The sequence below is a fragment of the Pseudomonas sp. NPDC088368 genome (assembly GCF_044753445.1).
GTDB classification, from domain to species: Bacteria; Pseudomonadota; Gammaproteobacteria; order Pseudomonadales; family Pseudomonadaceae; genus Aquipseudomonas; species Aquipseudomonas bambusae.
This window is the reverse complement of record NZ_JBIVNG010000001.1, coordinates 171,800-183,490: the sequence shown is the minus strand read 5'-3', so window position 1 is coordinate 183,490 and position 11,691 is coordinate 171,800. Positions and strand designations below refer to the sequence as shown.

Sequence of the window (11,691 nt, the reverse complement as noted above, 5' to 3'; positions counted from 1 at the left end):
TCCAATCCGGCTATTTATTCGCTTCAGCCCTGCACGATGCAGGTGGCCAGGTGCTCGGAAAGAGCATCCCATGCAACAGTTTGTTGTTCGCCTTGACCGCGCAGCGGCTTGACGCCCACTTCCTTGCCCGCCAGTTCTTCGTCTCCCAGGATCAGCGCAAACAATGCGCCGCTCTTGTCAGCCTTCTTGAACTGGCTCTTGAAGCTGCCCGCCCCGGCGTTGACCTGCAGACGCAGGTTCGGCGCCTGATCGCGCAGACGCTCGGACAAGGCCAGTGCCGCCAGTTCAGCCGCTTCACCGAACGCGCAGACGTAGACGTCAACGGTACGAGAGATTTCTTCCGGGACTTTGTCCAGAGTTTCCAGCAGCAGGACCAGGCGCTCGATCCCCATGGCGAAACCGACGCCCGTGGTGGGCTTGCCGCCCATTTGCTCGACCAGACCGTCGTACCGGCCACCCGCGCAGACGGTGCCCTGAGCCCCGAGCTGATCGGTGACCCATTCGAAAACGGTCTTGCTGTAGTAATCCAGACCACGGACCAGCTTCGGGTTGATCACGTAAGGAATGCCAACAGCATCCAGGCGCGCCTTCAGGCCTTCAAAGTGAATCCGCGATTCTTCATCCAGATAATCCGCCAGCTTCGGCGCATCCACCAGAACGGCCTGGGTCTCAGGGTTCTTGGTATCCAGCACGCGCAGCGGGTTGGTTTTCAGACGGCGTTGGCTGTCTTCGTCCAGTTGGTCGTGACGCGCCGACAGGTACTCGACCAGCGCCTCGCGGTAACGCCCACGGGCTTCACTGGTGCCCAGACTGTTGAGTTCAAGCTTCACCGCACTGCGAATGCCCAACAATTCCCACAGACGCCAGGTCAGCACGATCAGCTCGGCGTCGATGTCCGGACCGTCGAGGTTGAACACTTCCAGACCGATCTGGTGGAACTGGCGATAACGGCCTTTTTGTGGACGCTCGTGGCGGAACATCGGGCCGATGTACCAGAGCTTCTGCACTTGGCCGCCGCCGGTGATCCCGTGCTCAAGTACCGCGCGCACGCAGGCCGCTGTGCCTTCAGGGCGCAGGGTCAGCGAATCGCCGTTGCGGTCTTCGAAGGTGTACATCTCTTTTTCGACGATGTCGGTGACTTCGCCAATAGAGCGTTTGAACAGATCGGTGAACTCGACGATCGGCATGCGGATCTGGCGATAACCGTAGTTATCCAGCAAACGCGATACGGTGCCTTCGAAGTAGCGCCACAGCGGGGTCTGGTCCGGCAGGATGTCGTTCATGCCACGAATGGCTTGCAGAGACTTACTCACAAAAATTCCTTGGAAAACTGGGTTAGCCGCGAACGATCAGCGCTGCGTCGGCCTCGACCTTTTCGGCCGCTTTCTGGCGGATCAGGCGTTCAAGCTCGTCCACCAGATTGTCATTGGTCAGCTTTTGCGATGGCTTGCCATCGATGTAGATCAGGTTCGGCGTGCCGCCCGTCAGGCCGACATGAGCCTCCTTGGCTTCGCCCGGACCGTTCACCACACAACCGATCACCGCCACATCCAGCGGGACCAGCAGGTCTTCAAGTCGCCCTTCCAGTTCGTTCATGGTCTTGACCACATCGAAATTCTGCCGCGAGCAGCTCGGGCAGGCGATGAAGTTGATGCCACGGGAACGCAGGTGCAGCGACTTGAGGATGTCGTAGCCGACTTTCACTTCTTCAACAGGATCGGCGGCCAGCGAGATACGGATGGTATCGCCAATTCCTTCGGCCAGCAGCATACCTAGGCCGACGGCCGATTTCACTGTGCCTGAACGCAAACCACCCGCTTCGGTGATCCCGAGGTGCAGCGGCTGGATGATTTGCTTGGCCAGCAGGCGATAGGCTTCGACGGCCATGAACACGTCCGACGCCTTGACGCTGACCTTGAAGTCCTGGAAATCCAGGCGATCGAGGTGTTCAACGTGGCGCAACGCCGACTCCACCAGCGCGGCCGGGGTCGGTTCGCCATACTTTTTCTGCAGGTCTTTTTCCAACGAACCGGCGTTCACGCCAATACGGATCGGAATGCCCCGGTCGCGTGCCGCATCGACCACCGCGCGCACGCGGTCCTCACGACCGATGTTGCCCGGGTTGATGCGCAGGCAATCGACGCCCAGTTCGGCCACGCGCAAGGCAATCTTGTAGTCGAAGTGGATGTCGGCCACCAGCGGCACTTTGACCAGCTGTTTGATACGTCCGAACGCCTCGGCGGCGTCCATGTCGGGGACGGACACACGAACGATGTCCACGCCCGCCGCTTCCAGACGATTGATCTGGGCAACGGTGGCGGCGACGTCGTTGGTGTCGCTGTTGGTCATGCTCTGTACCGCAATCGGCGCATCGCCGCCGACCGGCACGGAGCCGACCCAGATTTTACGAGATTCGCGACGTTTGATCGGAGATTCGCCGTGCATGACTTATTGCCCCAGCTTCATGCGAGCCGTCTGGCCCGATGTGAAAGGTGTGACGTCCACCGGCTGGCCGTTGTAGCTGACCTGTGCGGCTCGGGCCACACCCAGACGAACCGACAAAGGCGGCTTGCCGCTGACGCTGACATTGTCGCCCGAATGCTTGAGGCCGGTGCTGAGCACCTTGCCGTTGGCGTCGGTGATCTGAAACCAGCAATCGGCGGTGAACTGCAACTGGACCTGACCAAAACCGGCGGGCGTCGGTGCGGCGTCAGCCAAGGTTGGCGCAGGCGCGGGTGCGGGAACGGCTGCCGTGGATGGTGCGGTCGTTGCACCTGGCATCGGAACGGTGTGCACAGGCACAGTCGGCGTCGCAGCAGTGCCGTGAGTCGGAGCGACTGGCGCAGTGGTCGCTGGCGCAGTCGTGGTCGGCGCAGCGGAGGTCGTCGGTGCGGTGGTGGACGAGTCGGTGTTGTTGAGCGGCAGTGGCGCTGTGTTGTTCTGCCCTTCTGCGACCGCTTGATCTTCAGGCTCGTCCAGCGGGTGAATCTGGGTAGTGCCGTCGGCGCTTTCGACTTCGACGTGCTCCATGCCCAGACTGGTCGGCTCCTTGCCACGCAAAGTCGCCTGATCCTGCCACCACACAAAACCGCCACCAATCAACGCAACCAGCAATAACAGGCTGACAATGCGCAGAATATTGTGGGAAAGACGCACAGGCTCTTCGATACGACCCAAGGCGTGAACGTTGCTGCCCTGTCCGTCGGTGCCGGTGTATTGATCGAACTGAGCGACCAGCGCGGTCTGATCCAGGCCCATCAGTTTCGCGTAGGCACGGATGTAGCCCCGGGCAAACGTGTGGCCCGGAAGCTTCTCAAAATCGCCCGACTCCACATAACCCAGGGAAGTCGCGGTGAGGTTCAACCTCAAAGCCACATCTGGCAGCGACCAGTTTTTACTCTCGCGAGCCTGGCGCAAGGTTTCACCAGGGTTCGTACGAGTGGCTGCTACAACTTCGGGATGCGCCGCTTTCATCATTGCTCCGACAGGTATTGCTGATATTCCGGCGTGCCGGGATAGAGTCTTTTTAGTTGCAGGCCATAACTGGCCGCCTTGTTGCGATCGTCATAGATCTTCGCCAGGCGCGTCCCCAGCAACAGGCTACGTGCATTCTGCTCGCTCAGTTGGCTGAAACGGTCATAGTAATCACGCGCCGGCACATAATGCCTGTCTTCGTAAGACAACTCAGCCATTTCCAGCAACGCACGTGGCTGTTGGGCGTCGAGCCTGAGGGCCTTGGTGAACTCGTCGAGCGCCTGATCCCTATTGCCCAGCATCACGGAGGTCATGCCGAGGTTCTCGAACACCCGGGCACGCTCGGCATACAGGTTGTCATCCGCAGCCTGCTGGAAGCGCTCGTAAGCGTCTTTGTAGCGTTTTTGCTGGTAGAGAAAGCTGCCGTAATTGTTGAGGATGCGAGCATCCTTGGGGCGAGAGGACAACGCTTTCTTGTAATACTGATCTGCAAGCTCAGGCTCGGCCTCGGCCTGAAACACCAGGCCCAGTGCAGCATTGGCGTCGGGGTCTGAACTGTCCAGTTCCAGGGCCTTTTTCAACGGTGCCTTCGCACGCTCCATCTGCCCCTGCTGCAGATAGCCGATCCCCAACTGCACATAAGCCTGACGAGCATCTTCACGTCCCTTGCCGGTACTCATCGGATCAACGTTGCCGGTGGAAACACAGCCAGCCAGCAACGTGACAAAACACAGCAGCAGCGCAGCGCGCAGGGACATAGAGATCCTCTCAGTCAATTTCGCAGTCAGGTGCGAGCCGCAGCGACCTGAGCCCCTTCGGTCTCGGCACTGAGCTCGCGCACAGCAATGTAGCGTTCGCTGCGGCGAGTGCGGTCCATTACCTGCCCGACCAGTTGGCCACAGGCAGCATCGATGTCCTCACCGCGCGTGGTGCGCACAGTGACGTTGAATCCAGCGTGGTGCAGCAGATCCTGAAAACGACGGATCGCGTTATTGCTCGGACGCTCATAACCCGAATGCGGGAACGGGTTGAATGGAATCAGGTTGATCTTGCACGGCGTGTCCTTGAGCAGCTCAATCATCTCCACGGCATGCTCAGGCTTGTCGTTGACGTCCTTGAGCAGGGTGTATTCGATGGTCAGGACGCGCTTCTCACCCAATGCCGACATGTAGTTGCGGCAGGATTCGAGCAGCATTTTCAACGGGTATTTCTTGTTGATCGGCACCAACTGGTTGCGCAACGCGTCATTTGGCGCGTGCAGCGAAAGCGCCAGCGAAACGTCAATGTGCTGTGCCAGCACGTCGATCATCGGTACCACGCCGGAGGTGGACAGCGTCACCCGACGTTTGGAGATGCCATAGCCGAAGTCGTCCATCATCAGACGCATGGCGGCAATGACATTGTCGAAGTTCAGCAGTGGCTCGCCCATGCCCATCATCACCACGTTGGTGATGGCACGGTCGACGGTCGCCGGGACACTGCCGAAAGATTTGTTGGCAATCCACACCTGACCGATGACTTCGGCGGCGGTGAGGTTGCTGTTGAAGCCTTGCTTGCCGGTGGAGCAGAAACTGCAATCCAGCGCGCAGCCCGCTTGGGAAGAGACACACAAGGTGCCACGTTTGCCCTGGGGGATGTAAACAGTCTCGACGCAGCTGCCGGACGCCACGCGCACGACCCACTTACGGGTGCCGTCGGTGGAGATGTCCTCGCTGACGACTTCGGGACCCCGAATTTCGGCACGACGCTCAAGCTTTTCGCGCAGCGCCTTGCCGACGTTCGTCATGGCTTCGAAATTATCGACGCCATAGTGGTGAATCCACTTCATGACCTGACCGGCACGGAAGCGTTTCTCCCCGATGGACTCGAAGAATTTTTCCATTTCCTGGAGGGTCAGACCCAACAGGTTGATTTTGCCAGTCGTATCAGTCATGGATTCACCCTCACTCGCAGCAGCAGCTTAGCGAGTGGTTACCTCGGTAGCAGCGAAGAAGTAAGCGATTTCGCGAGCAGCAGCAGCTTCGGAGTCCGAACCGTGAACGGCGTTGGCGTCGATGGACTCGGCGAAGTCAGCACGGATGGTGCCGGCAGCAGCTTCTTTAGGGTTGGTAGCGCCCATCAGCTCACGGTTTGCCAGGATGGCGTTTTCGCCTTCCAGCACCTGAACGACAACCGGACCGGAAGTCATGAAATCAACCAGGTCGCCGAAGAAACCACGGGCGCTGTGCTCAGCGTAGAAACCTTCTGCTTCGGCCTTGGACAGTTGCTTCAGTTTCGAAGCGACGACGCGCAGACCGGCTTTTTCGAAGCGGGTGGTGATCTCGCCGATTACGTTTTTAGCAACAGCATCAGGCTTGATGATCGAGAAAGTACGTTGAACAGCCATGGTGTAACTCCAGAAACGGTGATTATTGCGAAAAATTAAACCCGCGAATTATACGCGGGTTCTGGTGTATTGCCTAACGTGCAGAGATGATCAGTCTATTTCATCGGCCCAAAGGGTCTGAACCGCTTCCAGTACCTTCTCGCCGACCCGACCCGACGTGTCGTCGAAATCAGGCAATTGCTGGATCATCTGTTGCAGTTTGACGAAGCCTACCGAGTAAGGATCGAGCCCCGGATGGGTCTCGGCCAACTCTTCGGCAATGCGTTGTACGTCATTCCAACCGTAGCTCATGACAATCCCTCAGTCAGTGCGGCGCTTCGGCGGCATGGTTAAGCGAATATTTCGGAATCTCGACGGTCAGGTCTTCGGTACCGACCTTGGCCTGACATGCCAGGCGGGAAGTCGCTTCCAGGCCCCACGCACGATCAAGATAGTCTTCTTCCAGCTCGTCGGCCTCTTCCAGCGAATTGAAACCCTCGCGGATGATGCAATGGCACGTGGTGCACGCACACACACCGCCACACGCGCTTTCCATCTCGATATGGTGCTCATGAGCCAGTTCGAGGATGGATGTGCCTGGCGCAGCCTCGACCACCAACCCGTCCGGGCAAAACTCCTTGTGGGGGAGAAAAATCACCTGCGGCATCAATTATTCCTCAATCTCATTCAGGTTGCGTCCTGACAGGGCGGCTTTCACCGTCGAGTCCAGGCGGCGGGCGGCGAACGCATCGGTCACCTGCGACAGACGCTTGGTCTGCTGCTCGATGGCCGCACCGTCGGTGCCCTTGATCAATTCACGAAGTTCGTCGACCTGCATCTCGATGACCATGCGTTCCTCGGCGTCGAGCAAACGCTCGCCATCAGCCTGCAACGCGCCTTCGACGGCCTCGACCAGGCGTTGGGCGTCGACCTGCTGCTCGCGCAGCACACGCGCGACCTTGTCGTCACCGGCGTACTGGAACGAATCCTTGAGCATGCGGGTGATTTCACCGTCGGTCAGGCCATAGGAAGGCTTGACCTGAATGCTCGATTCCACGCCCGACGCCAACTCGCGAGCGGAAACGCTCAGCAGACCATCGGCATCGACCTGGAAGGTGACACGAATTTTCGCCGCACCCGCGACCATCGCGGGAATGCCTCGCAGGTCAAAGCGCGCCAGCGAACGGCAGTCGCTGATCAGTTCACGCTCACCTTGCAAGACGTGAATCATCATGGCCGACTGCCCGTCTTTATAGGTGGTGAACTCTTGGGCGCGGGCCACCGGAATCGTGGTGTTGCGCGGGATCACCTTCTCCATCAACCCGCCCATGGTCTCAAGACCAAGGGACAGCGGAATCACGTCCAGCAGCAGCAACTCGCCACCATCACGCTTATTGCCTGCCAGTGTATCGGCCTGAATGGCCGCGCCGATGGCAACCACTTGATCCGGGTCGATTTCAGTCAACGGCTGACGACCGAACAGCTCAGCGACCGCTTCACGCACACGCGGCACGCGAGTGGAACCGCCGACCATGACCACCGCTTCCACTTCGTCCAGCTCGATGCCGCAATCGCGTACTGCACGACGACAGGCCTTGAGGCTGCGGGCAATCATCGGCTCGGCAAGGGCGTCGAACGCGGCGCGGGTCAGCACGCCAGTCCAGGCGCCGTGAACGACGTCCACGGAATCGGTATCGGTGAGGGCTTCTTTGGCTGCGCAAGCCGTCTGCATCAGACGGCGCTGGGCCGAAGGGTCGAGATCGTCGGACAGACCGGCCTCGGCAATGATCCAGCTGGCAATCGCATGGTCGAAATCGTCGCCGCCCAGCGCGCTGTCGCCACCGGTGGCCATGACTTCGAAAACGCCGCCGGTCAGGCGCAGAATCGAGATATCGAAGGTGCCGCCGCCGAGGTCGTAAATGGCGACAACGCCTTCGGCGTTTTGGTCCAGGCCGTAAGCCACTGCCGCCGCCGTGGGCTCATTGAGCAGGCGCAACACGGTCAGACCCGCCAGCTTGGCGGCGTCTTTGGTGGCTTGACGCTGTGCGTCATCGAAATACGCTGGCACGGTGATCACCGCGCCCACCAGTTCGCCACCCAACGTCGCTTCGGCGCGCTGACGCAGCACCTTGAGGATGTCAGCGGAGACTTCAACCGGGCTTTTCGCGCCCTGAACGGTCTCAATGAATGGCATGTGCGACTCACCGCCAATGAAGCGGTAAGGCAGCTGCTCACCCAAATGCTTCACGTCGGAGATACCGCGCCCCATCAGACGCTTGACCGAGATAATGGTGTTCAGCGGGTCAGAGGCGGCGGCGTCCTTGGCGGACTGGCCGACTTCGACACGATCAGCGTGATAACGCACCGCCGACGGCAGGATGACCTGCCCGTTCTGATCGGGAAGAGGCTGACTGATGCCACTGCGCAGGGCAGCGACCAGCGAGTTGGTGGTGCCGAGATCGATCCCGACGGCCAGACGACGCTGATGAGGTTTTGGACTTTGGCCGGGTTCGGCGATCTGCAGTAGAGCCATTGCTTTTCTGATATCACTGGCGCGCCGCCCAAAAGGCGGCGCGGGGTTAATCGTCGAGGCGCTCTTCCAGCTGGCGCACTTCGTAGGAAAGCTTGTCGAGGAACTGCATGCGACGCATCAGGCGTTCGGCCTGTTCGCGCTGTGCAGCATCGTCCCAACAGGCTGCGAAGCTATCATTCAGTTCTTCCTGCGCCACCTTGAGCCGACGCTTGAAGGTCGCGACACCGTCCAGATCCGCCTCGTCTTGCAGGTCTTCGAGCTCTTCGCGCCATTGCATCTGCTGCATCAGGAACTCGGGGTCGTGAACCGTGACCTCCAGCGGCACCTCACCTTTGAGCGCCAACAGATAACGCGCCCGTTTAGGCGCACTCTTGAGCGTCTGGTAGGCATCGTTCAAGCTCGCCGAGCGCTCCAGCGCAACGCGCTGCTCACGCTCGGAAGCGTCAGCGAAGCGGTCGGGGTGCACGCCACGGGCAAGCTCGCGATAACGCGTAGCCAACAGGTCAAGATCCAGACGGAAACCCGGTTGCAGATCGAATAGAGCGAAATGACAAGGAGTACCCACGACAAGCCTCAGACGTTAAAGCTTTCGCCGCAGCCACATTCACCGCGCGAGTTGGGGTTGTTGAACTTGAAGCCTTCGTTCAACCCTTCCTTGACGAAATCGAGTTCGGTGCCGTCGAGGTAAACCAGGCTCTTGGGATCGATGATCACCTTGACGCCGTGGTACTCGAAAACGGTGTCTTCGCTTTCCGGTTCGTCGACGAATTCAAGTACGTACGCCAGGCCGGAACAGCCTGTGGTGCGAACGCCCAGACGAATGCCATCACCTTTGCCGCGCCCATCAAGGGAACGACGTACGTGATTGGCGGCCGCTTCGGTCATGCTGATAGCCATCGTGACTCCTTACTTGCAAGCGGGGTGAAGACTGCTCAGAGCAGGCCTTTCTTCTGCTTGTAATCGCGAACGGCGGCCTTGATGGCGTCTTCGGCGAGTACGGAGCAGTGAATTTTCACCGGCGGCAGGGCCAGTTCTTCAGCCAGTTGAGTGTTCTTGATGGTCTCTGCTTCGTCCAGAGTCTTACCTTTCATCCACTCGGTCGCCAGGGAGCTGGAGGCGATGGCCGAACCGCAGCCGTAGGTCTTGAACTTGGCGTCTTCGATGATGCCTTGCTCATTGACCTTGATTTGCAGGCGCATGACGTCGCCGCACGCCGGAGCGCCGACCATGCCAGTGCCGACATCAGGGTCTTCCGCGTTCATCTTGCCGACGTTGCGCGGGTTCTCGTAGTGGTCGATGACCTTTTCGCTGTAAGCCATGGTGCAATCCTCATCAGTTTGTCGCTCTGGCGACACTTCAAAAACCCGGTTTTCAAAGCGCCGCATTCATGTGGCGACTTGAAATTAGTGTGCGGCCCACTCGATCTTCGAGATGTCGACGCCGTCTTTGAACATGTCCCACAGCGGCGACAGAGCGCGCAGCTTGGTGACGGCCTCACAGACTTTCTGCGCAGCCCAGTCGATCTCTTCTTCGGTGGTGAAGCGGCCGAAGGTGAAACGGATCGAACTGTGTGCCAGTTCGTCGTTGCGACCCAGGGCACGCAGAACGTAGGAAGGCTCCAGGGAAGCCGAGGTGCACGCAGAACCGGACGACACCGCCAGATCCTTGAGCGCCATGATCAGCGACTCGCCTTCAACGTAGTTGAAGCTCAGATTCAGGTTGTGCGGCACGCGGGCTGTCAGGCTGCCGTTGACGTACAGCTCTTCGAGATGCTCGACCTGCTTGTAGAAGCGGTCACTGAGCGCCTTGAGGCGAACGTTTTCAGCAGCCATCTCTTCTTTCGCGATACGGAATGCTTCGCCCATGCCGACGATCTGGTGAGTGGCCAGGGTGCCGGAACGCATGCCGCGCTCGTGACCGCCACCGTGCATGGTCGCTTCGATACGGACGCGAGGCTTGCGGCTGACGTACAGCGCGCCGATGCCTTTAGGACCGTAAGTCTTGTGCGCCGAGAAGGACATCATGTCGACTTTCAGCTTGGACAGGTCGATCTCGACCTTGCCAGTGGACTGAGCAGCGTCAACATGAAACAGCACGCCGCGCGAACGGGTCAGTTCGCCAATCGCAGCGATGTCGTTGACGGTGCCGATTTCGTTATTGACGTGCATGATCGAGACCAGAATGGTGTCGTCACGCAGCACAGCTTCGATCATGGACGGCGTAATCAGACCGTCTTCGGTCGGGTCCAGGTAGGTGACTTCGAAACCCTCACGCTCCAGTTGGCGCATGGTGTCGAGGACAGCCTTGTGTTCGATCTTGCTGGTGATCAGGTGTTTGCCCTTGGTCGCGTAGAAATGCGCGGCGCCCTTGATGGCCAGGTTGTCAGACTCGGTGGCACCGGAGGTCCATACGATTTCACGCGGGTCAGCATGAACCAGATCAGCGACCTGACGACGAGCGTTCTCAACCGCCTCCTCGGCTTTCCAGCCGAAGACGTGGGAGCGCGACGCCGGGTTACCGAAGTTGCCATCCACCAGCAAGCAATCGCTCATTTTCTGCGCAACCCGCGGATCGACCGGGGTCGTCGCGGAATAATCGAGGTAAATCGGCAATCTCATTGAATATCTCCTATCGGGCAGGCGCGCCGCGCGTTCATCTGCGTTCACTCAACGGCGGATGTTTCAATCTTGTCCAGAAACTGCGTCTTGGTATTGCAACGACGCAGGTCCTGACGTTGGGCGACTTCCTGCACTTCACGGCGAGTGACGAGGTCGGCCAGGCTGATACCGCTTAGAAATTCATGAATCTGCTGGCTGAGGTCGCACCACAGATGGTGGGTGAGACAGGTATCGCCAGCATGGCAATCACCGAGCCCCTGACAGCGCGTCGCATCAACCGATTCGTTGACTGCATCGATCACTTGCGCCACCTGGATACCCTGCATGTCGCGGGACAACTGGTAGCCGCCACCGGGACCACGCACGCTGGACACAAGATTGCTGCGACGCAGCTTGGCGAACAGTTGTTCGAGGTAGGAAAGGGAAATCCCTTGCCGCTCGGAGATATCGGCCAGAGACACTGGCCCATGCTGCGCGTGCAACGCCAGATCAAGCATGGCAGTGACGGCGTATCGGCCCTTTGTAGTCAGTCGCATGACGTGTACCGCGGAGGTTCGGAATGAGGGCGAGTATGCTATTCCCGAGTATTTAAGTCAACTATAAGACCTAGCAAAGCAGTAGGGATTACCCGCAAAGAGCGGGCGGCATAATAGCAAGATCAGAGGTCAAATGGCATGTTCCAACGACCCTTTTAGAGTCGT

14 protein-coding genes are annotated in these 11,691 nt (G+C 59.3%); all 14 read right to left on the bottom strand.

Annotation, left to right across the window (positions count from 1 at the left end; genetic code table 11):
- Positions 1-23 precede the first annotated feature (23 nt).
- Positions 24-1,313, bottom strand: coding sequence for a histidine--tRNA ligase (gene hisS / locus ACIQAL_RS00780; protein WP_401141407.1), 1,290 nt, complete (start codon positions 1,311-1,313; stop codon positions 24-26).
- A gap of 22 nt (positions 1,314-1,335) precedes the next feature.
- Positions 1,336-2,445: a flavodoxin-dependent (E)-4-hydroxy-3-methylbut-2-enyl-diphosphate synthase gene (gene ispG, locus ACIQAL_RS00775; RefSeq protein WP_341959694.1), complete on the bottom strand. Its 1,110-nt coding sequence runs from the start codon at positions 2,443-2,445 to the stop codon at positions 1,336-1,338.
- Between the two features lie 3 nt (positions 2,446-2,448).
- Positions 2,449-3,474, bottom strand: coding sequence for a RodZ domain-containing protein (locus ACIQAL_RS00770; RefSeq protein ID WP_401141405.1), 1,026 nt, complete (start codon positions 3,472-3,474; stop codon positions 2,449-2,451).
- Positions 3,474-4,232 carry a type IV pilus biogenesis/stability protein PilW gene (gene pilW / locus ACIQAL_RS00765; RefSeq protein ID WP_401141402.1) on the bottom strand — a complete coding sequence of 253 codons (759 nt, stop codon included), beginning with the start codon at positions 4,230-4,232 and terminating at the stop codon, positions 3,474-3,476. The genes ACIQAL_RS00770 and pilW overlap by 1 nt, the downstream gene beginning before the upstream one ends.
- Positions 4,233-4,258: 26 nt before the next feature.
- On the bottom strand, positions 4,259-5,407 hold the full coding sequence (gene rlmN / locus ACIQAL_RS00760) for a 23S rRNA (adenine(2503)-C(2))-methyltransferase RlmN (protein WP_341959699.1): 1,149 nt from the start codon (positions 5,405-5,407) through the stop codon (positions 4,259-4,261).
- Positions 5,408-5,434: 27 nt separating this feature from the next.
- A complete protein-coding gene (ndk, locus tag ACIQAL_RS00755; protein WP_401141400.1) occupies positions 5,435-5,860 on the bottom strand; it encodes a nucleoside-diphosphate kinase in 426 nt (141 codons plus the stop codon).
- A gap of 90 nt (positions 5,861-5,950) precedes the next feature.
- Positions 5,951-6,151: a Fe-S cluster assembly protein IscX gene (gene iscX / locus ACIQAL_RS00750; protein ID WP_401141397.1), complete on the bottom strand. Its 201-nt coding sequence runs from the start codon at positions 6,149-6,151 to the stop codon at positions 5,951-5,953.
- A gap of 13 nt (positions 6,152-6,164) precedes the next feature.
- Positions 6,165-6,506: an ISC system 2Fe-2S type ferredoxin gene (fdx, locus tag ACIQAL_RS00745; protein WP_166593657.1), complete on the bottom strand. Its 342-nt coding sequence runs from the start codon at positions 6,504-6,506 to the stop codon at positions 6,165-6,167.
- A gap of 3 nt (positions 6,507-6,509) precedes the next feature.
- Positions 6,510-8,372, bottom strand: coding sequence for a Fe-S protein assembly chaperone HscA (hscA, locus tag ACIQAL_RS00740; protein WP_401141394.1), 1,863 nt, complete (start codon positions 8,370-8,372; stop codon positions 6,510-6,512).
- A 46-nt stretch (positions 8,373-8,418) separates the two neighbouring features.
- Positions 8,419-8,937: a co-chaperone HscB gene (hscB, locus tag ACIQAL_RS00735; protein ID WP_166593659.1), complete on the bottom strand. Its 519-nt coding sequence runs from the start codon at positions 8,935-8,937 to the stop codon at positions 8,419-8,421.
- An 8-nt stretch (positions 8,938-8,945) separates the two neighbouring features.
- Positions 8,946-9,269, bottom strand: coding sequence for an iron-sulfur cluster assembly protein IscA (iscA, locus tag ACIQAL_RS00730; protein ID WP_065990022.1), 324 nt, complete (start codon positions 9,267-9,269; stop codon positions 8,946-8,948).
- A 35-nt stretch (positions 9,270-9,304) separates the two neighbouring features.
- Positions 9,305-9,691 (bottom strand): Fe-S cluster assembly scaffold IscU, encoded by a 387-nt coding sequence (gene iscU, locus ACIQAL_RS00725; protein ID WP_062383507.1) that lies wholly within the window; start codon positions 9,689-9,691, stop codon positions 9,305-9,307.
- 84 nt (positions 9,692-9,775) lie between these two features.
- The gene (locus ACIQAL_RS00720; protein ID WP_341959706.1) at positions 9,776-10,990 is read right to left on the bottom strand and encodes an IscS subfamily cysteine desulfurase; all 1,215 of its coding nucleotides are present in this window, start codon (positions 10,988-10,990) and stop codon (positions 9,776-9,778) included.
- A gap of 44 nt (positions 10,991-11,034) precedes the next feature.
- Positions 11,035-11,526 carry a Fe-S cluster assembly transcriptional regulator IscR gene (iscR, locus tag ACIQAL_RS00715; RefSeq protein WP_166593661.1) on the bottom strand — a complete coding sequence of 164 codons (492 nt, stop codon included), beginning with the start codon at positions 11,524-11,526 and terminating at the stop codon, positions 11,035-11,037.
- Positions 11,527-11,691: the final 165 nt, after the last annotated feature.